Raw genomic sequence first — 21,702 nt, 5'->3', positions numbered from 1 at the left:
GCATTGGAGCGAACTTTGACTGCGACAGGAGATAACCCAGGGCGCTCGATTTCACAGTACTCTATTCATGAGAGAGACCCTTGACCCGTATTCGACTGACCCTTGCCTATGACGGCACCGATTTTTCAGGATGGCAACTCCAACCGCACGACAGGACTGTCCAAGGCGATTTGGAGAAGGCGCTTGGCCGCATCCTGGGCCATTCCCCACGAGTCCATGGCTCGGGGCGAACCGATTCCGGTGTCCATGCCATGGGGCAGGTCTGCCATTTCGACTGTCCCCCAGAACGCGCGGATATTCCCTGGCAACGCGCTTTGAACTCCATGCTTCCAACGGATATTCGTGTCCTTGAGAGCGCACGGGTTCCCGAGATGTTTCATGCCCGTTATTCGGCTACCGGAAAAATTTACGAATATGTCCTTTGGCATACGCGGGAGTTCTGTCTTCCGCAGCGACGCAGGTTTGTCTGGGCGTGCGGCTCGGTCGATTATTCTCTCATGCTTGCCGGAGCCGATGCTCTGCTGGGTGAACATGATTTTGCCGCATTCCAAAATGTGGGAACCCCGGTCAAGTCTACAGTGCGGACCGTGTCCGATATTTCCTTCCGTACCGGTTTGTCCGAACATGAAACAGTCTGGCGGTTCGAGGCAAACGGGTTTCTCAAGCAAATGGTGCGCAATATTGTGGGCTGTCTTGTGGCATGCGGGCGGGGCAGGATTACTCCTCAAGAAGTGCGAGGGCTGCTCAAGGGAAGAAATCGCATGGCAGCTCCAGCCACAGCACCGCCACAGGGGTTGTCACTTGCCTCGGTCCTTTATTCTTCGGAAAAATAAATTTGCCGTTTTGTCACATTCCGGTGACATCTGGATTCCCGACTGTGGTATGACTGCTATTCTATTGAAGAAACAAGGGTTGAGCATGAGTATTCTCAAATATAGATACTGTAAATATTGTGGTGAAAAAACATATCATCGTTATCAAAACAGCTTGCGGTGCCACTTTACACCTCGTGATTGTTGGGTTTGCATTCATTGCGAAAAGCGCGAGCAGGAAAAAGAACGGGAATCGCCGTGGCAGCTTCCTCCCATCCCTCCGGTCTAATTCTCGACCTTTTATAAATTCTACTGTCATCCCTTATAAATTCGCACATGGTCTTGTCTCCAGCATCGTGAAAGTGTAGGTTCACGCTGGCTTTGTGTGACGTCTTGGAGACGTTGCAGACCGGGAAGATTCCGGGCGATGGACCTCTCGGGAGAGGTGTCCTGCCTGGGGAGATGTGCTGGATAGCGGTGGTAAAATTGAGAGGGTATACGTATTCCTTCAAATTCATTTTTTTGCGTGACGCTTGCTCTGCTCTGTCTGTGCACGGTTTCTCCTCCAGCCTTGGCGGCCGGGGAGAGTTCGGCGGATGTCTATCGGCTTGTTTCCGCCGTGGGGCAGGAAATTGAGCACTTGCGATGGGCCATGGGGCGACCGGTGGTGGAAAGGGAAGAACCCCAGGTAGAGAATGTCTCGCCGCATGAGGTGTATTTTCAGGCCATGACGCTTTTTGAAAAAGTGAACCGGCTCAATTTTGAATTGACCCTGCATAGCCGGCCCCTGCCAACGCCGCCCGAAGGACTGATTCTGCCCGAGAATGTCTATATGCTGATCAATGATGTGCGGGAAATGGTCAATAGTATCGAATCTCATCTGAGTTTTCCCTTTAGTACCAATATCCCGGATGTGGATTCCACCCGGACGCCAACGGATGTTTTTCAGTTGGTGGTGCATATCAATCGACAGGTCAACCTGATGTTGGATCAGAAATTTTCACCATCGGACGTGTTCCGACAGGTGACCGTGGCCGTGGATTATGCGGATTCCATTTTGGGAACTCTGGAGAACAAGGCTCCACCACCCCCGCCAACAGATGTTCCGCTGGGGAAAAGGCCGGTTGATGTCTATAAACGCTTGATCAAGGCCTATTCTTTGATTTTCGAAATCAGCCAGAAACGGGGTCTGTCCATGCTCAAATTGAGGAGTTGGACGAAAAGAAGCGATACCATCGTCCCAAGTGATGTGTATGATATCGCGTCGTTATTGGTTTCGGAGCTTGACTTCCTGCATGGGCATACCATGGGGGCGAGGTCGCCGAGGAAGATTCATTGGGTTCGAGGGAAATTCCCATCTGATGTCTATCATCGGGCCGGGGTGCTTGAGAATCTGCTAAAGGAAATCCTCGTCAAGATGGAATAGGAGAGGCTCGTTGCCTCATTTCAGGACCGGTATGTCAGGCGGTTTCTTTCTCATCCCATTTATGGCAGACAGGGGCAGTCCTAAGCACAAAAGGAACAGTCATGTTTGCTGATTTGAATCTCATCGGGTATCTTGGTGGTGTCACCCTTGTCGCCATTATCGTTTATTTTTGGCTTCATTCTCGTGTCACTTCGTTCAAGGACAGCCGGGTCTCCCGTATCAGCGCCTTGGTCAGAGAGCCGGAAACCACCGCTGCCATGCCGACCGAGGTGTTGAGCGACAAGGAAGAGCGCCAGGAACAGCGCCAGATGATCAAGGGAGTTAAATCCCGCTTCACCATTATCAGAAGAACCCTGATTATCAGTATTATCGTGGTGTGGATTCTGGCTCTGATCCTTCCTTTTATCGGGCGTCTGCCCAGCACACTGCTCTCCATTGTCATCGCAGTGTCCACGGCCGTCATTGGTATTGCGGCCCGTCCCCTGGTGGAAAACATGATCTCCGGCATCGTTATCAGTTTTTCAAAACAGCTTCGGGTTGGTGATACCCTGATGATGGATTCGCAGTACGGCACGGTCGAGGATATTTCCATTACTCATACCAAGATCAAGACATGGGATTGGAAACGGTATGTCATCCCGAACAGCCGCATGTTGAACAAGGAATTCATCAATCTGACGCTCAACGATACTTTGCTGTGGGCTTATCTCGAATTTTCCGTGTCCTACGAAGCTGATTTGGATGAAGTCAGTGAGATCGCCATTCGGGTTGCACGCGAAAGTGAGCATCACAATGAGCAGGAGCCGCCTCAGTTCTGGGTGATGCGCATGGATAAGGAGAGTGTGGTCTGCTGGGTGGCGGCCTGGGCCGATTCCCCGGCAGAGGCCTGGAATCTCAAGAGTGATATTGCTATCAATCTGATCCGGCAGTTCAGGGAAAACGGTATCACGGCACACACATCATACGTGGACTTCCGACAAGGGCGTACCTTTCCGACAGATTCGTCCGCTTCATGAGATCATGACGGCAGGAATTGGACCCAGAGAGAGCGAGTTCGTGGGCCGTCAAATTCACAGAAATAAATTTTTTGCCATGTCCCAAGCCTGATTTTACCGCCCTCGACAATGACGAGTTGATCGCAGCCAAACAGGCTCGACTTGATGTGGGCATCGGAATTGCCTTCAGCGTGAAGATAATCGCCATGGTGCGGTATCAGTTTTCGCAAGTTCACCGTGATATCCCTGACCACGTCAGGGTCTGCGCCTTCATTGACGGTGATGGCTCCGGTGGTGTGTGGGCAGTACAGGAGCAGCGCTCCGTCCTTCCACCCTTCTGTCTTGAGGAGAGTTCTGACTGTCCCCGTGATATCAATCATTTCTTCATGGACATGGGTTGTGATATGGATTTGTTCCATGGGATTCTCCTGCGGGACGTTGATGTCGTTTATTTCTTTTGCAGCGTATGGCCTGGCTTTATTTGAAAAAGGAAAAACAGAGCGATCCCCATGGCGCATGCAATCGCACTTGCCCAGGCCAGAATGGTCGGCCAGTCATGGCCGTGAACTTCCGTGATGAACCATCTGCTTTTGAGTCGCTCCCGTTCGCTGTCCTTGATTTTTGAGAAGCCGTCGTTGATGATCCAGAGCAGGGTTTCGTTTCCTTTTCCCACCCCTGCGTGCAAAAGAACAGTGGTCAGGATATCACTGATGCCTGCTTGAATTGGTGTTTCCCGCTTGGCATTTTGAAATCTGAACGAGGGGTAGTCCATGACAATGGCATCAAGCCTGTCCTCGGCAAGAGCATCCATGAGTTGCTTGTGGTTGTCGAAAATGTGGAGTTTGACTGAAGGATAGATGTTTCGAAAAAAAGTGACAGGATGTGATTTGCTGATAACGCCGACTGTTCCCCCTGCATAGATGCGCTTTTTACTGATGTGACTATCTTCCCCTTTGACTATCAGCATGGTGGTGACCGGCATGATGGGATCGGAGAAGTCGAGCAGGGCACGTCGTTCAGGCATATTCACAAGTCCGGCGTGGATGTCGGCCTGGCCTTTGATGACCATTTCCATTGTTTCTTTCCAGGGAGCAGCCTTGAAACGGACAGGAATGCCTGTTTTTTCAGACCATTTTTTCCAGTAGTCAACGAGAAGCCCGACGGGTTTGCCTTCATTGTTTCGAAAATAAATGGGTTGAAATTCGGGGCTGCTGACAATGGTAACACCGTGCTCCCGGTATTCCTCCAGAGGCGTGGGTGCGGCTCTTCCCATTGCTGGCAGCAACTGGAGGAGCATACAGAACAAGAGAAAACGGGGCATGATCAATTTCAGTTTCATATCGTCATCATTATCGTGTCACGTTGTGTACTGATATGCCGATTAGCGCAACTGTGCGGCATGGCCTCGCCTTGTTGTTGAATATCGCTCAGGGTTTTCTGTATCCATGTTCGAATCCCGCGTCGTACAGAAGCGACCTGGCTTCTCCAGCATCCAGCTTCCCCTGTCCGGGCAGGACCAGAAAAACGGTCTGTCGGGTCAATTCATTTTCTCTGGCAGTTTGGGCCAATGCCCCCAGTTCTGTCAGGATGAGACGTTCCTCTGGCCAGCCAACTCTGTATGCCATGGCAATGGCTGTCTGTGGTGACAGTCCTCCCTTTTCCAATTCATGTTGGAGACCCTCCGGGTCTCCGGCGGAAAGATAGATGCACATGGCGGCCCCATGTGCTGCCAAAGCACGAAGATTCTCGGCCTCGGGTACGGGGGTCCTTCCGGCCAGCCGAGTGAAAATGAGTGTCTGTGTCACTTCCGGGATGGTGAATGAACGGCAGGCCGCAGCCGCAGCTGCAAAACCGGCTGTGACGCCGGGGATCACCGAGTAGGTGATCCCATCGCGATCGAGAAGAGCCATTTGTTCTCGAATGGCTCCGTAGAGAGATGGATCGCCTGTATGCACGCGAGCGACTCCCCCCCCCGAAGCCAGGGTTTCCATCATCACAGCGTGGGTTTCCTCGAGGTTGAGGGGAGCTGAATCAACCACGCGGGCGTTTTTGCCGGCTCCGGCGACCACGGCTTGAGGGACCAACGAGCCCGCATAGAGAACAAGGTCGGCCTCAGCGATCAGCCGCTGCCCCTTGACCGTAATGAGTTCCGGGTCACCTGGGCCGGCTCCTATGAAATAGACTTTGGAATCGTGCATGGTTGCGTTGTTTTCTTTCCTGATGTTTTTTTCTGCCAGAGAGCAGGGGATCAAGTCATGAACGATACACGGCGAAGAGGGGAAAGCCAAGCCGCAGAATTGTTGCTGTCTTTTTATAAAGTAGTATTGTTTCCTAGGTTTGTCATGTGCTACGGTGTGAATCCCGGCGGCGGTTGACTCGACCGGGGGAGTCTCAAAAAAGGAGTTCGCATGTTATCTGCACCATATGATAGTATCTATGAGGAGTTCAAGACCATTATCCCTGAAGAGCGGATATACACCGATGCGCTACGCACCATGGCCTATGGCACGGATGCCAGTTTTTATCGGTTGATCCCGAAAATTGTGGTCGATACCGACTGTGAGGACGAGATTGTCCAGCTTCTCAGAATTATCGATCGGCATGGGGTGGCGGTGACTTTTCGTGCGGCCGGAACATCCTTGTCCGGTCAGGCCATCAGCGATTCCATCCTTATTCGCATGAGTGAGGAATGGCGGAATTTCGAAATTCTGGATGATGCAACGAAGATAGCCCTAGATCCCGGCATCATCGGGAGTCATGCCAACCGGATATTGGCTCCTCATGGCAAGAAGATCGGACCTGATCCTGCGAGTATCGATACCTGCAAGATTGGTGGTATCGTGGCGAACAATGCCTCTGGGATGTGCTGCGGCGTGGCGGAAAACTCCTACAAGACTCTTGATTCAATGCGTATTGTCATGGCGGACGGGACCATTCTTGATACAGGGGATCCCCAGAGTCGAAAATGTTTTGCCCAGACGCATGGAGCTTTATTGGAGGGGCTGGCCTGCTTAAGGGAACGGGTGATCGAGGATGAATCTCTGGCCTCACTCATTCGCAAGAAGTTCAAGATCAAGAATACCACCGGCTACAGCCTCAACGCCATCGTGGATTTTGAAGATCCTTTCGATATCCTGCAGCATTTGCTGGTCGGTTCCGAAGGGACGCTCGCTTTCATTTCCAAGGTCGTCTATCGCACCGTGGTTGAACACCCGCACAAGGCCTCTGCCCTGATGCGTTTTCCGAATATCGAGTCAGCCTGTCAGGCCGCCCACATCTGCCGCAAGGAGAAAGTCGCCGCTGCCGAGCTTATGGACCGGGCATCCCTGGCCTCGGTTCAGGACAAGGACGGCATGCCCGAGGGGCTCGCATCGCTCGCGCCCGAAGCTAGTGCTCTGCTTGTGGAGGTCCGTGCTGCCTCTGAAGCGGAATTGCAACAGAAGATCGATGCCATTCTCGGGGCAGTCAAGGAACTCCCGGCAGTAATCCCTCATGAGTTTACGGCCATACCCGCTGAATTCAACGTGCTGTGGAATGTCCGGCGTGGGTTGTTCCCTGCTGTTGGAGCCGTGCGCAAGGCCGGGACGACCGTCATCATTGAAGATGTGGCTTTCCCCACTGAAAAACTGGCAGAAGCGACCCTTGATCTGCAGGCTCTGTTCAAGAAAAACGGGTATGATAATGCAATTATCTTCGGCCATGCCCTGGAGGGAAACCTGCACTTCGTGTTTACTCAGGATTTCAATGTTCAGAAGGAAATCGACCGTTACGCGACCTTCATGGATGATGTCACTGACATGGTGGCCAACAAATACAAAGGGTCGCTCAAGGCGGAACACGGCACCGGGCGCAACATGGCTCACTTTGTGGAGTTGGAATGGGGGCGCGATGCTTATAAACTCATGGAAGATATCAAGGAGCTTTTTGACCCCAAGGGATTGCTCAACCCCGGCGTCATTCTCAATGAAGACCCGGAAGCACACCTCAAGGATCTCAAGCCGCTGCCAGTGGCCCATGACATTATCGACCGTTGCATCGAGTGTGGATTCTGCGAACCGACATGTCCGTCAAGGGAGCTGACGCTGACTCCGCGTCAACGTATCGTGACGTATCGGGAGCTTTCCCGAGTCCAGGCAGAAGGGACCGACTTCCCGGATGCCCTTGAGCAGTTCAAGAAGAGCTTCGACTACGAGGGAGAGGCCACCTGCGCCGCTGATGGGTTGTGCGCTCTGCGGTGCCCGGTTTCCATCGACACAGGTAAATTTATCAAGGTGTACCGTTCATGGGCTCGTGGTACATGGGAAAAAGCAGTTGCCTCACTGGCGGCCAAAGGATTTGGGCCTACGACCCGGTTCATTGAAGTGGACCTCAAGCTTGCTGGTGTGGCTCATGATGTGCTTGGAGACAAGGTCATGGATACAGTGACCGGAGCTTTGCATACCTACTCCGGCAAACATATCCCTCGCTGGAATACTTCCATGCCGCGTGTCGTGCAGCAAGGCACGCATCCTGAAACGCCTCGGAGTGCGCTCAAAGTTGTCTATTTCCCCAGTTGTGTCGCCCGACATATGGGGGTGGAAAAACATGACCCGGATAAGACCGAATTGCGGGATCATACCCTCAGCATCCTGACCAAAGCAGGATACGAAGTCATTTATCCAGACAAGATGAATACGCTTTGTTGCGGTCAGCCGTGGGAGAGCAAAGGGTTCATGGAACAGGCCGACAAGAAATTGGCCGAACTTGAGGTTGCTTTGCGTGCAGCCAGCGAGGATGGAAAGTATCCCATTCTTTGTGACACCAGCCCTTGTCTGTACCGGATGCAGGAGCACATCAAGGGATTGACCTTGATGGAGCCGATTCAGTTTGCCTTGACTCATCTGCTCGATAAGTTGGAATTGACACCGGTGAATAAGCGTGTTGCCCTGCATGTGACCTGCTCCTCGCGCAAGATGGGGCTTGCAGATACCATGGCTGATCTCGCCCGGCGTTGCGCCCGCGAAGTCGTGGTGCCGGACGATATCTACTGCTGTGGATTTGCGGGAGACCGTGGTTTCAACTATCCTGAACTGAACGAGGCGGCTCTGAATCGCCTTTCTGAGCAACTCGAGGGATGTACCGTCGGGTACTCGACGTCTCGGACATGTGAAATAGGTCTCTCTCTGCACGGTAAGGTACCGTATAAAAACATTATGTTCCTGCTTGATGAAGCCAGTTGGCCCAAGGCGTAGCAGGGAATTCATTGGAGGAGCCGTCGTTGCGGGATTGTCGGATGATTTAACCTCCGGTGGTCAAAGGGCACGCCCCCTTTGGAAATCCTGGTCAGCCTGCGGCATTTTTGAAACAGAGTGGGCCTTTAACAAGAATCCCCCTGAAAACAGAGATGTTTTCAGGGGGATTCTTGTAAGCCACTGTACTGTGAAAAGCGATGCAAGCTGCGGGCATCATGGCAGCTTTGCCTGTGGCTCTTACGGGAGAACCTTTTTTAGAAAGGCCGGGTTTTCGCGCAGGCCGCTCACGGCGATGAGGGCACAGGCCTCTGCATCCGATGCCGCATGGTGGTGGTCCAGGGAAATGCCGAGATGCTCACAAACCCTGGGGAGCTTGTTGGAGGGCAGTTCCCATGTCTTGCGCGAAAGCTGGACTGTACAGAGAAAAGGCTGGTGTGGGGCATCCCAACCCGTATCACGGCAACATGTATGGAGGACGGATTTATCGAAGGAGGCATTGTGCGCCACGATGAAATCCGCACCGTGAAAGACGGGTTCCAGTTCAGGCCAGAGAGAGCCGAAGGTCGGTTGATCACAGACATCTTCCCAGTAAATGCCATGGACGCGGACGCAGTAGGGGTTGAATTTTTTTCGGGGTGGTCGAATGAGGCGATATTCGCGGGCCACTATTTCGCCATTTTCGACGACCACAAGCCCGACAGCGCAGGCACTGTCGCGTTTGGAATCGGCTGTTTCAAAATCAATGGCGACAAAGCGGGTATTGTCTATTGTTGAGGGCATGACTTTCCTTGTGGGTGAAGCGATGAGCGGAGCATTGAAACGGTTTAGACCAACCCTGAAAGATCATAGGTGTCAGCTTTTTCAATTCCCACATTGACGATGGAGCCAAGGGTCAGTTCGCTGTCCGGTGGTGCACTGACATAGGTGACTCCATCGACTTCCGGAGCCTGAAACCATGTACGGCCGAGATAGAGACCTGGCCATTCCGGTGAAGGGCGTTCGATAAGGACGGGAAGGGTCTCGCCAACATACTGCTCCAGAATCTCTTCGCTGATGTCGCCTTGCAGTTCCATGAGGGCGTCGCGTCGATAGTGTTTGACGGCATCATCCACCTGATTGTCCATGGCGGCTGCCGGTGTGCCGTCTTCGGCCCAGTAGGGAAAGACGCCGAGATGGTGGAAGCGGGTCTTTTCGGCAAAACGCATGAGGTGATCGAAGTGGGCATCTGTTTCTCCGGGGTAGCCGACGATGAAGGTCGTGCGTAGGGCCGCATCCGGGAAGAAGGAACGAACGCGATCAATGACTTTTTCCGGATTGCGGGCAAAAGGGCGTCCCATGGAAGAAAGGACGTCCGGATGGGCGTGCTGGAGTGGGATGTCGAAGTAGGGAAGAAAGGGGTCGCCGATGTCTTTGAGGAATTGCAAAAGTTTTTCCGTCAACCCGGCAGGGTACAGGTACATGATGCGGAGCCATTGGAGCGAAGAAAGTGCTGCCAGGCCGGAAACCAGGCGTTGCAGGTTGTCTCCATTGTCGAGGTCCGATGCGTAGGCGGTGGAGTCCTGGCCGACCACTATGATCTCCGGCACGGCTTTCGCCAGTTCGGCAGCTTCCCTGACAAGGACGTCCACGGGCCAGCTTGTGTGCGGACCGCGAATGGACGGGATGGTACAGAAATGACAGTTGTGTGAACATCCTTCACTGATTTTGAGGTAGGCATAGCTTGGTGCGGTGGAAAGTCTCCTGGGCGTGTCAGTCTCCATGGGCGCATCGAAAGCACGGGAGACTCTCTCGGGCCAGAGGCCGATTTCCTCCGTGTTCAGCCAGAGGTCCACTTCAGGGAGTTCATCCTTGAGATCCTGTCCGTAGCGGCTGACAAGACATCCCGCAACCGCTATCAGAGGAGTTTTATTTGATGTTTCTGCGGATTCGGCAACTTCGCGGATTGCATCAAGGATCGTATTGACGGATTCTTCCACAGCGGGTTGGATGAAGCCGCATGTGTTGATGACGGTGAGGTCTGCCTCGGCAATGGATTCAACCGGGACCATGGCCTGCCCGAGGGTGCCGAGCAATCGTTCGGTGTCGACTCTGTTTTTGGGGCAGCCAAGACTGACCGTATGTACTTTTATCACGAAATCGGACATTTGATTCATGTCATTTCCTTTGAAATGTTCGTCTCAATGTATTAAACTGGTTACTCGCCCATGTTTTGCGCGGCGAAAAAAGAGTGCACCACGTTCGGACAGGAGGTCAAATTGCTGTCTTCAGAACTGAATCGCGATAAACGATACATTATTGGCGTCATCGGCGATATACCGGCTCTACTGACATTCTGGCAGATGTTCAAGGAGCAGAGTAATGTTGAAGCTCTCAGGGAGATAGGAGTAGTCGCCGCTGCGCTTCCGGGACAGAGCGTCCTTCCTGAGTTGCAGGATGACGCAGATGCCATCCCTACTTATGCGAGCTATCGGGCCATGCTGGATAGTCACCCTGAGATCAATATGGTCATCGAGGCGACCGGGCGCAATGCCCTTGTCCATGAATTACGCAATTATCTGTCTCCCAGCGTCACCCTGGTGGAGAAAGATGCTGCCAGCTTTTTTATCAAGCTCTTGACCTCGGATAAGATGTGGGTGGCATGCAAGGTTGACCTGCTACATACACAGAATATGCTCAAAACGATTATTGATCAGCTTGATCAGGAGATTCTCTTCCTTGATAGGGAAGGGCGGGTCCATGATGCCAACAAGACTGTTCTGGACCGTATGAAGGCCTCGAAAAAAACGCTCATGGGCCGGAACTATTGTTCCATTTTTTCCGGGGTGGACTCCCCGGAATGTGAATATGAGAAAGACCCCTTTGCCCGAACATTGAAAACAGGCGAACCGGCGGAAACCGTGACCAATGCGGTGGATAGTGACGGCCGGATGCAGTATTTCCGTATTTACACCTATCCGATCTTTGATGAGGATGGGGCAGTGAACCATGTGGTCGCGATCAGGCGTGACATTACACAACGAACATCCATGGAACATCGTCTTCAGCAGGCTGAGAAGCTTGCTTCCATCGGGGAACTTTCCACCTATATGGCGCATGAGATCAGGAATCCCCTCTTTACCATCAGCGGTTTTGCCAATTCATTGATCCGGTCCGAGAGTATAGATGAAAAGGCACGGGAAAAGCTTTCTATCATTTTGGATGAATCCAAACGGCTTGATACGATTCTGAAAAGCCTGATGAATTTTACCAGACCGACAGAAGCCCAGGTCGCTGAGGTCGATTTGAATGAACTGGTGACCACGACCATGAATGTCATGAGTCTGCCGTGTCAGAATCAGGATGTAACTGCGACGATCGATCTTGATGAGACAGCAGCCAAGGTCAAAGCCAACCCGGACCTGATCAAGCAGTGCCTTATCAATCTGGTTAAAAATAGTTTGGAGGCCATGGGAAGTGGAGGCAAATTGCTGGTGACCACGGCTATGACAACGGATTATGTTGTGCTGACGGTCGAGGATACAGGGCACGGCATTCCTCTGGATATTCGGGAGAAGATTTTCAGTCCGTTTTTTTCTACCAGAGGGAAAGGGTCGGGGCTTGGCCTCGCCCAGACTCGAAAGATCGTCGACGAGATTGGCGGCAACGTGGAACTCACGAGCAAGGAAGGAGTGGGGACCAAGGTCACTCTCTATCTTCCGCCTCTTCTTGCGGTTGCGGAAGAGGACGAGTCCGAGTAATGAAATGCCCCTGACCAACACTTTCTGAAGGGGAATTTCCTATGAGTACCATTGTCCTGGCGACCAACAACAAAGGCAAAATCAAAGAGCTTTCAGTGATGCTGGAGCCTTTTGGTGTGACCGTGAAAAGTCTGTCCGAATTTCCCGAAATTGGTGAGATTCCCGAAACAGGGGATACCTTCCGGGAAAATGCCTTTATCAAAGCGCGAACTGTTGCTGCAAAGACCGGGTTGGTGGCAGTTGCGGATGACTCTGGTATCGAAGTCGATGCCCTGAATGGTCGGCCCGGTGTGTATTCTGCCCGGTACGCTGGTGAACAGTGCGATGACCATGCCAACAACGAAAAGATGCTGGCTGCAATGAAAGGTGTTTCCGAAGCGGAAAGAACAGGTCGATACCGTTGTGTCATGGCCGCGTCTGCGCCCAATGGGGTGGAAATAGACACTGATGGCGCATATGAGATTCTGGTTGCGCACGGGTATAAGGGAGAGGGTGGTTTCGGCTATGATGTCATCGTCGTGGACCCGGAATCGGGCATGCATGTTGCTGAATTGGACCCCAAGGTCAAGAATGGACGTTCACACCGTGGCAAAGCAATGCGGAAACTGTTGACCCTGTGGCCGGAGTTCTGGGAAAAGGCCCAGCGCTGATCTTTCCGGTTCTCTCCATATGCAAGTTGATGCAGGAGGAACGCATGCCCCGAATCTTTGTCGGACTTCCGGTCCCCTCATCATATATCAAAAAAGTTCGAAATCTTATATCGATTCTGAGTGCCCAAATGGTCTCGCGAGTCACGTGGATCAAGCCGGAGAACAGCCATGTGACATTGCGCTTTCTTGGTGAGGTTGAATTGAACCGGATTGAGGAAATTGCCGATGTTTTGGCATTGGTACGGTTTCCTCAATTCGTCGTGCAACCTCATGGGATTGGTTGTTTCCCGGATTTGAGGCATCCTCGAATTCTTTGGCTCGGGATTGGTGCGGGTGCTCATGAGTGCGAATCCCTGGCGCGGACAGTCGACGCTCGGCTCGTTGCTTGTGGGATAGCCCCCAGGGTCGGGATGTATACCTGCCATTTTACACTTGGCCGCTTTTCGGCGTGGCAGAAGCGCGATTTGGCATATCTCTCTCCTGAGACTGCCATGGATTGGCCGTCGTTCATGGTTGAGGGCATGGTCTTGTGGGAAAGCCTGCTGACCTCGAGTGGTCCGATTTATTCAGAACGTCGGGAATTCCCATTGCTTGATCAGTAATCGATCTCACACCCTTCCCTTTCTGATTGGTCCTTCGACTCGAAGAGGACGTTTATCTGTGCAGGGTTTTCCGAATGAGTGTGCTGATGCCCGAGCGGTATCGTAGCATGTTTTTTTACAGAGAGAAAAGGTGGTTCGAATAGAATCGTGCGAGAGAATTATCCCGCGTCAATGAATTCGCAATCCATGTCGCCGTCTTCTGCAACAGTGACGATTGCCAGGGAATGGGATTCTCCCAGAGAGCCGGGGTTGACAAGTTGCACCCCTCCGAGTCTTGACCAATCCCTTCGGTGCGTGTGCCCATAGCACACGAGGTCATATCCCGGACCAAAAGCCTCGGCCACGGTGTATGCGACATGCGAACGCGGCCCCCATCCGTGGGTTACTCCGAGAGTCAGGTCACCTATTTGGGTGGAAATCATAGGGCTTAACTGGTCAACCAGCTGAGGGTCCCAATCGCAATTCCCGCGAACGCAGAAGAAATTGTCGTGCTGCATGAAATAGGACCAGGTGGCAGGGGATGTGATGTCGCCGCAATGGACCAGAATATCTGCGGGAGCAAGCCACGTCGTATAGACCTGATCAAGCCATTCGGACGGGGTGCCCATATGCGTGTCGGAGATCACCGCTATTTTCATACGAGCGGATTCTGCGGGAGCTTATTCCTTGACCTTCTTGGCACGGAAACGGATATACGCATCCCTGACTGCGGCGTACTTGTCTACAGCGCCTTCTGTCAGCGTCTCGTATTCATTACCTTCCAGTTCGAGGGACAAGGAGTTGAGGTTCTTGTATGCTCTGATTCCGGCTAATTCAAGGAAACTGAAGTCTGCATATGTCAGAGGATCAAGATAGGTGTCTCCGACCCAACCCACTGTTTCACGGACAGAACTTGGCCCAAGGAACGGCCAGACAATGTAGAATCCATGCCCGAGACCGGTCTTGCCCAGAGTCTGCCCGAATCCGTCAGCAGTGGGGCGCTCAGGCTCCCAGTTGCGCTTCATGGTTGAGGCTACATCGGCAAAGCCGAGCAGTCCCCAGGTCGTGTTGGCAATGAACTTGGACGTCTCCATGTACGCCGCGTCAAACTTTCCCTGAAGAATATTGTTCACAAAGCGAACAGGAAAGAGAATATTGACAAAAAAGTTTCTGACCCACTGGCGAGGCTTTGCAGGGATGGCCCATGCATACCCTTCGGCCACAGGGTGAAAAACGCCATGATACAAAGCATCGTTGAAGTGGAACATGACAAGGTTGAAGCCGTACAGGGGGTCTGCAATCAGTTCTTCACTGTCTGCATATTCCTCTTCCGCAAAGATGTCTTCATCCGAGAGCGCATCAGGGGCATCGGCTGCTGCGCCCGCTCCCTTCATGTCGGAGAACTGGGCCAGCAGAGTCGCATTCTTGAGCGGAAGAGTCTTCTCTGCCGCAAAAGCAGTTCCCGATGCGAGCACAAGGAGGGCGGCAAGGGCGATGAGGATGAAGGCTCGTGTGTTCATGGTGTCTGTTCTTTATTCTTCTTAGAGCGTGTCGGTGGTTCCGTCGTCCGTGCCCTGATCCAATTTGGTTATGCGTTCTCTGATTCTGTGAAGCAGATCTTCTGGTGTTCCTTTGTCCAGAATGTGGGAAAACTGGGTCCGATAGTTGGAAACCAGGCTAACACCTTCAGCGACCACATCGTACACCATCCACTGCTCTCCAGTGTCTCTTAATCTGAATTCAACAACAATTTTCCTGTCTTTGTCAATGATTTCCGTAAAGACCTTGGCCTTTTTGCCCGAAACAAGCTCTTTTTTGTAATCGACATTCTGTCCGCCATAGGCTGGAATCCTTTTGAGGTAGGAGCGCTCAAGCAACTGAAGGAATGCTTCGGTCAGGTCTTCCTGCATCTGTTGTGACATGTCCAGCCACTGTCTTCCAACCGCGTACATAGTGACCAGGCGGAAATCCACATACTCCTCAGCAGTCTGACGCAGTCTGGCCACAGCCTGTTTATGCATTCCTGGTTCCTGCATGGCCGGGTCTGACAGAACTTTGATCAGTTTGTCTGAAGCTTCCTGAACACGCTCTAAAGGAGTCTGGCGCGCTGCTGCCACCGAAGAAAGTGTGGCGAGCAACAAAAGAATGAGCAGTGGAGATGATATTTTTTTGAAAATCATATGAGAGCCTTACTGTGCTGAAAGTCTGGAATTAGACTTTTCCGAATGCAAATTTGCTAATTAAGTCTTCTAAATCAACCGCAGGGTTGGTGTCAAACAATGAACCGTCCGGGCCGATAGGATCTCCCAATCCTCCGGGGGCTATTTTCAGGTATTTGTCACCGATTAACCCGTTGGTCTTGACCGAAACAATGGCATCGTCACTGAGGGAAACACCCTTTTCTATAAGCATGGTGACGCTTGCCACTCCTTTTTTCTGGTCGAGGCCTATTGTTTCGACAAAGCCGATCTTGACGCCGTACATTTGGACAGGTGCGTTGACCTTAAGGCCGGAGATATCCGAAAAATCGGCGTGAACCGCATAATACTTGTCTGTAAAGACTTGGACGTTTCCCAGTTTGATGCTCATGTAAGCGATGGCCAGGATGCCGATGAGAACAAACAGGCCGACTGCGGTTTCTTTTCTTAATTTGAACATTGTCTATCCTTCCGAACGGTCTCTTTTTTGCCCAATATGCTATCACAATTGAGCTTCATCATTCCTGGATCAATGGGAGGCATGGTCAGTCTGGGGGCATCGCGTTCTGCTGTTGAACGGTCCAGGAAATGCCGTAAATAGGGGTCTTCAGTCTTTTCCAGTTCTTCGATGTCGCCCTGGTAGAGGCATCTGCCTTCTCCCAGAATGACAACGTGGTCTGCCAAGGCACGCATGCTGGCCAGATCATGAGTCACGACAACCATGGTCATGTCGAAGTGGCACATCATTTCAAGTAACAACTGGTCCAGTTCTGCTGACATAACAGGGTCCAGACCACTGGTCGGTTCGTCACAGAAAAGGACCTGCGGGTCCATGACCAGGGCACGGGCCAGTCCGGCCCGTTTACGCATACCTCCCGAAAGCTCATTTGGGTAGAGTTCCAAGGCGTGTCCAAGACCCATCAGATTCAGACGGTCTTCCACGATGCGCTGTATCTCTTTTTCGCTCAGGCGGGTATGTTCCCGCAGGGGAAGGGCTATATTATCCACCAATCGGAGCGAGCCGAGAAGGGCACCATCCTGAAACAGGACACCTGTACGTTGCTTGATACAGTGTTGCTCTCGCTTGCTCAGGGTGCTCATGTCATTTTCCCCGATGAAGATTCTGCCGGCCTTGGGCGGGAGTAATTGCAGAATATGCTTGATCAGGGTGGATTTTCCGGTTCCTGAACCGCCGACGACCATGGAAAGTTTCCCGCCGGGAAATTCGATATTCAAATCTTTGGCTATGGTCTTTTTGCCATACCCTATGACCAGGTTTTCCAGGCGAATATTGGGTGCAGTGCTTGTGTTCATGGGCGGCCTACCAGAGCAGCGACGTCAATATGTAATCCGCCGCAAGAGTTATGACACAGGATTTGACCACCGCGTTGGTGGTGGATTGACTGACACCTTCGGGTCCGGCGTGTCCGGATCGCGTGTGTGTCCAGTATCCTTCGAAGCAGCAGATAACGCATACAAGGACACCAAAGACCATGGCCTTGATGAAACCACCCTGGATATCTGCCCAGTCCAGCGCAGAATTAACCCGCGCCCAGTATACGCCCTCATTGGCTCCCAGCAATTTTACACCGGTCAGCCAGCCGCCCCACAGAGCTATCAGATTGAAGAGCGCAGTCAGGATCGGAAAGCTCAGCAGGCAGGCTCCCAGTTTGGGGGCAACCAGATAGCGCATAGGGTTGATATCCATGATGCTCAGAGCGTCGATCTGTTCGGAAATGCGCATGACGCCAATTTCAGCAGTCATGGCTGATCCGGCACGTCCGGTGAGCATGATGGCAGTCAGTACAGGGGCTAATTCCCGGACCATGGATAAAGCCAGTCCGGTGCCAAGGAAGCCATCCGCGCCGAACACGGACAGGGCGTAATAGAGCTGCATCCCCATGACCATGCCGGTGAAAAGACCGATAAGTCCGATGACCGCTATCGACTGAACCCCAATGAAATATATCTGGCGTATGGTTTTGGGCAATTGCCCCCAGCCCGCAAATATGAGGATGAATGCCTCGAACAGGAACAGAGCCATCTCTCCCAGTTCATCGAGTATATTCAGTATTCCGCGGCTAATGGGAATTGTGGGTGTACCAGATTCTTGAGCCTTTTCGGCCATGAAAAAAACCGTCCTCAAGCAGGGGTATTTGCTTGTCTGAATAGAATTGACTTTAAAATTCAAAAGGTTGATCTGTCCCCTTGTCTCTGAAATCCCTCACAGTTCCAGAGACTTCCAACCTTTGCTTTGAGTGTGTACCCAAATTGAAACAAAACAGCAAGGCTGTTTGATCTTTCCTATAACGTATTCAGGAGTTTTTCCCAGTCCTGTTACAATTTTTTACAATTCGGTATCAGTCCCGTTTTTCTTGATCCACCATTCAGGGTCTGGCCCCAGAAACCACCAATCCTTGTGGTCTGTTTTGGTGATGGTCTCGGCCAACTCCTTGCCCCATTCGGTTCGGACGCGTTGAACGGCAACTTCAAGCCATTCTCCCGCATATTTGTTCCCCATGTCGAGTTCTTCCTTGAGGATAAGGATAAAATCGAGCTGGTCGGCATCCTGAGCCAGCTTCGCTTCCAGGGTGGCTGTTTCTTCCAGTTCTTCCCAGTATCCGAGTATCGCTTCTTCCAGCCCGGTTCCTCCCACCGAATGCTTTAAGGCTGTGGTGCGCTCTGATTTGTTGTAAATCTGGTTGACATAATTGAAGTCTCCTGTCCGAGCCTCATGAAGATCATGGAAAAGGCACATGGAAGTGGTACGGGCCACATCAGCACCAGCCATCAAGGCCAGAACATGCCCGATGACTGCTGTGCGGAATGAATGCTCGGCTACACTTTCGCTGCCTGACCCCAGAAATTGGTATCCTGTTCGTGGTGTCTTTCTCAACATGCCACATTCATTTAAAAAATCAACGATTCTGGTCTGCTTGTCGCGTCTTTTCATAGGTGCCATACGTGCCTCCCGCGGCAAAAGGGGCGAGGAGAGAGCTGTCCAGGTCCCTGTGGTCTCTTGGAAGTTCTTTCCATCAATTTTGAGAACAAGAAAGACAGGGGAATACCGCCAGTTTCGTTTCTGAACGGTCCCCCTGTATTGTGTGTTGTCTTTGTTCGGCTCGATGTTTTTCGAGTCGATTACTCTGAATCAGGTTTGTCCGGGAATCGTTCGCTACAAAGTTGTCCTGCCGCGCCCCAGTTTTCCTTGTCTCTTTCATCGATGAGGACAGTCACGGCTTCGGCCGGGCAGCCAAGAATTCGTATGGCCTCGCGAGTCATGGACTCCACAAGGTCCTTTTTTTTCTCCGATGACAATCCTGACCATGTCTCAATTCTGAAGATGGGCACGGGGCCTCCTAAGAGCGGTAATCCGCGTTGATACTGACATATTCTCGGCTCAGGTCCGAGGCCAGGAGCATTGAGCTGCCAGGCCCTTCCCCTATGTCCAAGTGGATGACAATGTCCCGCTCGGCCATGATCGGGTTGAGCAGGTCGTCCATATTACCCGGTTCCGGGGTGCCGTTGCGAAAAACAAGGACGCCGCCGATTTTGAGGACGAGTTCTTCGGGATTGAAATCGGCTCCGGAATATCCGGCTGCACAGATGATACGTCCCCAGTTCGGGTCGCTTCCGAACAACGCAGTCTTGACCAGAGGCGAATTGCCCACGGCACGAGCGACTCGTTCGGCATCGGCATCGTTCTTTGCTCCTGAAACCTGGATAAAGGCGACTTTTGTGCCGCCCTCGGCATCCATGACTATCTTGTATGCCAACTCCTCGAGCACTTCCAAGAGGTGTTTGCGCAAGAGAATATATTCCTCTTCGCTCTCGATGGCGATGCCGGATGCGCCGTTGGCCAAGGCCATGACACAGTCGTTTGTGGACATATCGCCATCCACGGTCACCCGGTTGATGGAAAGATTGACGCAATCTGTCAACATGGTCTGCCAGGCCTCGGTGGAGATATCGGCATCACAGGCGATAAAGGAAAGCATGGTTGCCATATTCGGGCTGATCATCCCCGCTCCTTTGCACATACCGAGCAGGCGGACCGTGCCGCCTTTGAGTTCAAAGGATGCTTCGGCAAGCTTGTGCACCGTGTCCGTGGTCATGATCGCCTTGGCGGTCTCTTCCGGGGAGACCGTGCCAAGGCTCTTGGCCAGTGCGGGCATGGCCGCTTCCCATTTGTTCATGTCGAATTGGGCGCCAATGACTCCTGTTGAGGCCGGGAGCAATTCATCTGCCGGGATATCAAGTGCCATAGCTGCGAGATTGAGAGTCTCTCGGCAGTTGGCCCGCCCCTGGTCCCCGGTGCAGGCGTTCGCCTGACCTGAGTTCACCAGAAAACCGGACATCTTTCGTCCCGAGTCGAGCATCTCACGGCACTGGAGTACCGGGGCTGCCTGAAATTTGTTGGTCGTGAAAACCCCGGCGGCAATGGCCGGATTGTCGCTGACGACGGCGCCGAGATCGAGCTTGCCTGCATGCTTGAAGCCCGCTTGTGTGGCGGCGAATCTGAAACCCTTGGGTATGTGCATCGTTGTCTCCGAATTTCGTCTCTATGTCATGGCATGGTGAAGAGAGTGTCTTCTCTTCCTCCCTGCAAGATCATTGCTTTACCGTAGAGTGGCAAAAGAGAAAAGAGGAACCTGTTGCGTTGCCCCAGGGGAGAGCGTAACAGGGAATACCCATGGAACTGCATGTTATGATCCTCGTTTTCGCCACCTTTTCGTTCGCAGCTTTTCTTAAAGGGACTGCGGGGCTCGGGTTTGCCACGACCTGCCTCGGCATCATGGCCAGCTTTCTGGATATGCGCATTGCCATTCCCCTGGTTATCGTGCCGTCGCTCCTTTCCAATGCCATGGTGATGATTGATGCCGGAGGTTTTCTTCGCATCTTCAAACGTTTCTGGTTCATGTATGCTTCAGCCATGCCGGGGCTTGTTTTCGGGCTCTGGGTTCTTGGAGGTGGGGAAACCCCTGTGCCACGCGCCGTGCTCGGAGTTTCCATGTTTCTGTATGGGCTTTGGGGACTTTGGGGAGGCTCTCTTTCCCTGAAACATACTCCGTTTTCATCGCTGATCGTCGGGCTGACAACCGGGCTGGTCAATGGCTTGACCGGCTCCCAGATCATGCCGATCCTACCATATCTCATGTCACTTGATATTACCAAGGACGAGCTGGTTCAGGCCATCAATACTTCTTTTACCATCGCCAGTGTGGTCATGCTGCTTGGTTTGGGCAAGATTGGTCTGCTTTCAAGGGATATTCTCTTTATCTCTATTGCGGGTGTTGTTCCCGTCTGGGGTGGTATCTGGGTTGGGGGCAAGGTGCGTCGCCTTTTGCCGGAGGCTGTTTTTCGCACGGTCGTTCTTGGGCTTATCATGCTGCTGGGTGCTGGCTTGGTGGTGCGGTCCTTGCCTCTATAATTCGTTTTGATTCCGGTCTGTTTGTCTTGCAATCCGGCAGGCGAACGGGCATATTCGTGGGAAATCCCGACCGCATAAGGAGTGACCCCATGCGCATGCCTTTTCCAAAATTTCTTCTGGCTGTTACGATTCTGCTTCTCCTGTCGGCAACGGCTTTTGCCGGGAGAAAAATGCAACTTTCAAAGGGACAGAAAGTGTATGTGCCGGTGTATTCCCATATATATCAGGGACCGAAAAATCGGCCCTATAGGCTCTCGGCTCTGCTCTCTATCCGTAATGTCGATGCCAAAAATGCCATCACCATAACCTATGTCAGGTATTATGATGACGACGGACGACTGGTGAGAAATTTTTTTGAAGACCCCATTGTCATTCCACCTTTGGCAACCAGAGAGGCTTTTATTTCCGAACGGGACAGCAGCGGCGGTTCCGGGGCCAACTTTACGGTCAACTGGACAGGAAGCGGGAAAGTTTCTGTTCCCATCATCCAGGCCGTCATGATCGGCACGGCGTCCACCCAGGGCATTTCTTTTGTCTGCACCGGGGTCGCCATAGAAGAAGTCGAGTAGAGGCCGAAAGAAGGCATCCTGTGGAGACGCTGCGGCTTTGTCCTGCGAGTGAATACAAAGGTTTCCCCCTTG

At 52.5% G+C, this 21,702-nt stretch carries 23 protein-coding genes; 9 read left to right on the top strand and 14 right to left on the bottom strand.

Translation table 11 applies throughout. The features are described 5' to 3' along the window. The first annotated feature begins 80 nt into the window (after positions 1-80). From truA to BN4_RS08780, 3 genes are all read left to right on the top strand, one after another. Positions 81-833 carry a tRNA pseudouridine(38-40) synthase TruA gene (truA, locus tag BN4_RS08795; protein ID WP_015415031.1) on the top strand — a complete coding sequence of 251 codons (753 nt, stop codon included), beginning with the start codon at positions 81-83 and terminating at the stop codon, positions 831-833. 505 nt (positions 834-1,338) lie between these two features. After that, positions 1,339-2,238, top strand: a complete 900-nt coding sequence (locus BN4_RS08785; protein ID WP_015415030.1) for a hypothetical protein — start codon at positions 1,339-1,341, stop codon at positions 2,236-2,238. A gap of 101 nt (positions 2,239-2,339) precedes the next feature. Next, entirely contained in the window at positions 2,340-3,254 is a 915-nt protein-coding gene (locus BN4_RS08780; RefSeq protein WP_015415029.1) for a mechanosensitive ion channel family protein, read from the top strand. A gap of 2 nt (positions 3,255-3,256) precedes the next feature. On the opposite strand, the gene BN4_RS08775 is transcribed toward BN4_RS08780, so the two are convergent. The 3 genes from BN4_RS08775 to cobM all read right to left on the bottom strand — a co-directional run bounded on the left by BN4_RS08775 (position 3,257) and on the right by cobM (position 5,431). Beyond that, the gene (locus BN4_RS08775) at positions 3,257-3,652 is read right to left on the bottom strand and encodes a secondary thiamine-phosphate synthase enzyme YjbQ (RefSeq protein ID WP_015415028.1); all 396 of its coding nucleotides are present in this window, start codon (positions 3,650-3,652) and stop codon (positions 3,257-3,259) included. Positions 3,653-3,681: 29 nt separating this feature from the next. Then, positions 3,682-4,572 (bottom strand): transporter substrate-binding domain-containing protein, encoded by an 891-nt coding sequence (locus BN4_RS08770; RefSeq protein WP_015415027.1) that lies wholly within the window; start codon positions 4,570-4,572, stop codon positions 3,682-3,684. An 88-nt stretch (positions 4,573-4,660) separates the two neighbouring features. Continuing rightward, positions 4,661-5,431 (bottom strand): precorrin-4 C(11)-methyltransferase, encoded by a 771-nt coding sequence (gene cobM / locus BN4_RS08765; RefSeq protein ID WP_015415026.1) that lies wholly within the window; start codon positions 5,429-5,431, stop codon positions 4,661-4,663. A gap of 210 nt (positions 5,432-5,641) precedes the next feature. Between cobM and BN4_RS08760 the strand changes: the two genes are divergently transcribed. Continuing rightward, on the top strand, positions 5,642-8,464 hold the full coding sequence (locus BN4_RS08760) for an FAD-binding and (Fe-S)-binding domain-containing protein (RefSeq protein ID WP_015415025.1): 2,823 nt from the start codon (positions 5,642-5,644) through the stop codon (positions 8,462-8,464). A gap of 237 nt (positions 8,465-8,701) precedes the next feature. Here BN4_RS08760 and BN4_RS08755 read toward each other — a convergent pair whose 3' ends face one another. Together BN4_RS08755 and rimO are read right to left on the bottom strand one after the other, a co-directional pair. Beyond that, positions 8,702-9,244, bottom strand: a complete 543-nt coding sequence (locus BN4_RS08755) for a 3'-5' exonuclease (RefSeq protein WP_015415024.1) — start codon at positions 9,242-9,244, stop codon at positions 8,702-8,704. Positions 9,245-9,288: 44 nt separating this feature from the next. Beyond that, positions 9,289-10,617, bottom strand: a complete 1,329-nt coding sequence (rimO, locus tag BN4_RS08750; protein ID WP_015415023.1) for a 30S ribosomal protein S12 methylthiotransferase RimO — start codon at positions 10,615-10,617, stop codon at positions 9,289-9,291. 102 nt (positions 10,618-10,719) lie between these two features. Here rimO and BN4_RS08745 point away from each other — a divergent pair, with 102 nt between their 5' ends. The 3 genes from BN4_RS08745 to thpR are packed head-to-tail and all read left to right on the top strand — an operon-like array spanning position 10,720 to position 13,453. Then, positions 10,720-12,201, top strand: coding sequence for a two-component system sensor histidine kinase NtrB (locus BN4_RS08745; RefSeq protein WP_231856596.1), 1,482 nt, complete (start codon positions 10,720-10,722; stop codon positions 12,199-12,201). A 41-nt stretch (positions 12,202-12,242) separates the two neighbouring features. Then, positions 12,243-12,851 carry an RdgB/HAM1 family non-canonical purine NTP pyrophosphatase gene (gene rdgB, locus BN4_RS08740; protein WP_015415021.1) on the top strand — a complete coding sequence of 203 codons (609 nt, stop codon included), beginning with the start codon at positions 12,243-12,245 and terminating at the stop codon, positions 12,849-12,851. A gap of 44 nt (positions 12,852-12,895) precedes the next feature. Continuing rightward, positions 12,896-13,453 carry an RNA 2',3'-cyclic phosphodiesterase gene (gene thpR / locus BN4_RS17180; RefSeq protein WP_015415020.1) on the top strand — a complete coding sequence of 186 codons (558 nt, stop codon included), beginning with the start codon at positions 12,896-12,898 and terminating at the stop codon, positions 13,451-13,453. A gap of 158 nt (positions 13,454-13,611) precedes the next feature. Here thpR and BN4_RS08730 read toward each other — a convergent pair whose 3' ends face one another. From BN4_RS08730 to argJ, 9 genes are all read right to left on the bottom strand, one after another. Continuing rightward, on the bottom strand, positions 13,612-14,091 hold the full coding sequence (locus BN4_RS08730; protein ID WP_015415019.1) for a metallophosphoesterase family protein: 480 nt from the start codon (positions 14,089-14,091) through the stop codon (positions 13,612-13,614). Positions 14,092-14,112: 21 nt separating this feature from the next. Then, on the bottom strand, positions 14,113-14,952 hold the full coding sequence (locus tag BN4_RS08725; protein ID WP_015415018.1) for an MlaA family lipoprotein: 840 nt from the start codon (positions 14,950-14,952) through the stop codon (positions 14,113-14,115). Positions 14,953-14,973: 21 nt separating this feature from the next. Continuing rightward, positions 14,974-15,612, bottom strand: coding sequence for a Tgt2/MlaC family protein (locus BN4_RS08720; protein WP_015415017.1), 639 nt, complete (start codon positions 15,610-15,612; stop codon positions 14,974-14,976). A 31-nt stretch (positions 15,613-15,643) separates the two neighbouring features. Beyond that, on the bottom strand, positions 15,644-16,090 hold the full coding sequence (mlaD, locus tag BN4_RS08715) for an outer membrane lipid asymmetry maintenance protein MlaD (RefSeq protein WP_015415016.1): 447 nt from the start codon (positions 16,088-16,090) through the stop codon (positions 15,644-15,646). Next, positions 16,078-16,944, bottom strand: a complete 867-nt coding sequence (locus tag BN4_RS08710; protein WP_015415015.1) for an ABC transporter ATP-binding protein — start codon at positions 16,942-16,944, stop codon at positions 16,078-16,080. The genes mlaD and BN4_RS08710 overlap by 13 nt, the downstream gene beginning before the upstream one ends. A 7-nt stretch (positions 16,945-16,951) precedes the next feature. Further along, positions 16,952-17,758, bottom strand: a complete 807-nt coding sequence (locus tag BN4_RS08705) for an MlaE family ABC transporter permease (protein WP_015415014.1) — start codon at positions 17,756-17,758, stop codon at positions 16,952-16,954. A gap of 219 nt (positions 17,759-17,977) precedes the next feature. Continuing rightward, positions 17,978-18,592, bottom strand: coding sequence for an HD domain-containing protein (locus BN4_RS08700; RefSeq protein ID WP_015415013.1), 615 nt, complete (start codon positions 18,590-18,592; stop codon positions 17,978-17,980). Between the two features lie 179 nt (positions 18,593-18,771). Then, positions 18,772-18,981, bottom strand: a complete 210-nt coding sequence (gene dmpI, locus BN4_RS08695) for a 4-oxalocrotonate tautomerase DmpI (protein WP_015415012.1) — start codon at positions 18,979-18,981, stop codon at positions 18,772-18,774. An 8-nt stretch (positions 18,982-18,989) separates the two neighbouring features. Beyond that, a complete protein-coding gene (gene argJ / locus BN4_RS08690) occupies positions 18,990-20,171 on the bottom strand; it encodes a bifunctional glutamate N-acetyltransferase/amino-acid acetyltransferase ArgJ (RefSeq protein WP_015415011.1) in 1,182 nt (393 codons plus the stop codon). 152 nt (positions 20,172-20,323) lie between these two features. On the opposite strand from argJ, the gene BN4_RS08685 reads away from it, so the two are divergent. Beyond that, complete coding sequence (locus BN4_RS08685; RefSeq protein WP_015415010.1) at positions 20,324-21,061, top strand: sulfite exporter TauE/SafE family protein; 738 nt, start codon at positions 20,324-20,326, stop codon at positions 21,059-21,061. 89 nt (positions 21,062-21,150) lie between these two features. Next, positions 21,151-21,630 carry a DUF3124 domain-containing protein gene (locus BN4_RS08680; RefSeq protein WP_015415009.1) on the top strand — a complete coding sequence of 160 codons (480 nt, stop codon included), beginning with the start codon at positions 21,151-21,153 and terminating at the stop codon, positions 21,628-21,630. Positions 21,631-21,702: the final 72 nt, after the last annotated feature.

The sequence above is a fragment of the Pseudodesulfovibrio piezophilus C1TLV30 genome, from assembly GCF_000341895.1.
GTDB classification, from domain to species: Bacteria; Desulfobacterota; Desulfovibrionia; order Desulfovibrionales; family Desulfovibrionaceae; genus Pseudodesulfovibrio; species Pseudodesulfovibrio piezophilus.
The sequence above is the reverse complement of the archived record's forward strand: the minus strand, read 5'-3'. Positions and strand labels throughout refer to the sequence as shown.

What these genes read in the sequence shown, in the direction of transcription:
- BN4_RS08710 (WP_015415015.1), bottom strand. Translation starts at nt 16,944, where the DNA reads ATGAACACAAGCACTGCACCCAATATTCGCCTGGAAAACCTGGTCATA.
- BN4_RS08720 (WP_015415017.1), bottom strand. Translation starts at nt 15,612, where the DNA reads ATGATTTTCAAAAAAATATCATCTCCACTGCTCATTCTTTTGTTGCTC.
- rimO (WP_015415023.1), bottom strand. Translation starts at nt 10,617, where the DNA reads ATGAATCAAATGTCCGATTTCGTGATAAAAGTACATACGGTCAGTCTT.
- BN4_RS08680 (WP_015415009.1), top strand. Translation starts at nt 21,151, where the DNA reads ATGCGCATGCCTTTTCCAAAATTTCTTCTGGCTGTTACGATTCTGCTT.
- thpR (WP_015415020.1), top strand. Translation starts at nt 12,896, where the DNA reads ATGCCCCGAATCTTTGTCGGACTTCCGGTCCCCTCATCATATATCAAA.
- rdgB (WP_015415021.1), top strand. Translation starts at nt 12,243, where the DNA reads ATGAGTACCATTGTCCTGGCGACCAACAACAAAGGCAAAATCAAAGAG.
- BN4_RS08705 (WP_015415014.1), bottom strand. Translation starts at nt 17,758, where the DNA reads ATGGCCGAAAAGGCTCAAGAATCTGGTACACCCACAATTCCCATTAGC.
- cobM (WP_015415026.1), bottom strand. Translation starts at nt 5,431, where the DNA reads ATGCACGATTCCAAAGTCTATTTCATAGGAGCCGGCCCAGGTGACCCG.
- BN4_RS08755 (WP_015415024.1), bottom strand. Translation starts at nt 9,244, where the DNA reads ATGCCCTCAACAATAGACAATACCCGCTTTGTCGCCATTGATTTTGAA.
- BN4_RS08770 (WP_015415027.1), bottom strand. Translation starts at nt 4,572, where the DNA reads ATGAAACTGAAATTGATCATGCCCCGTTTTCTCTTGTTCTGTATGCTC.
- BN4_RS08775 (WP_015415028.1), bottom strand. Translation starts at nt 3,652, where the DNA reads ATGGAACAAATCCATATCACAACCCATGTCCATGAAGAAATGATTGAT.
- BN4_RS08730 (WP_015415019.1), bottom strand. Translation starts at nt 14,091, where the DNA reads ATGAAAATAGCGGTGATCTCCGACACGCATATGGGCACCCCGTCCGAA.
- BN4_RS08725 (WP_015415018.1), bottom strand. Translation starts at nt 14,952, where the DNA reads ATGAACACACGAGCCTTCATCCTCATCGCCCTTGCCGCCCTCCTTGTG.
- BN4_RS08780 (WP_015415029.1), top strand. Translation starts at nt 2,340, where the DNA reads ATGTTTGCTGATTTGAATCTCATCGGGTATCTTGGTGGTGTCACCCTT.
- argJ (WP_015415011.1), bottom strand. Translation starts at nt 20,171, where the DNA reads ATGCACATACCCAAGGGTTTCAGATTCGCCGCCACACAAGCGGGCTTC.
- BN4_RS08760 (WP_015415025.1), top strand. Translation starts at nt 5,642, where the DNA reads ATGTTATCTGCACCATATGATAGTATCTATGAGGAGTTCAAGACCATT.
- BN4_RS08685 (WP_015415010.1), top strand. Translation starts at nt 20,324, where the DNA reads ATGGAACTGCATGTTATGATCCTCGTTTTCGCCACCTTTTCGTTCGCA.
- BN4_RS08700 (WP_015415013.1), bottom strand. Translation starts at nt 18,592, where the DNA reads ATGGCACCTATGAAAAGACGCGACAAGCAGACCAGAATCGTTGATTTT.
- mlaD (WP_015415016.1), bottom strand. Translation starts at nt 16,090, where the DNA reads ATGTTCAAATTAAGAAAAGAAACCGCAGTCGGCCTGTTTGTTCTCATC.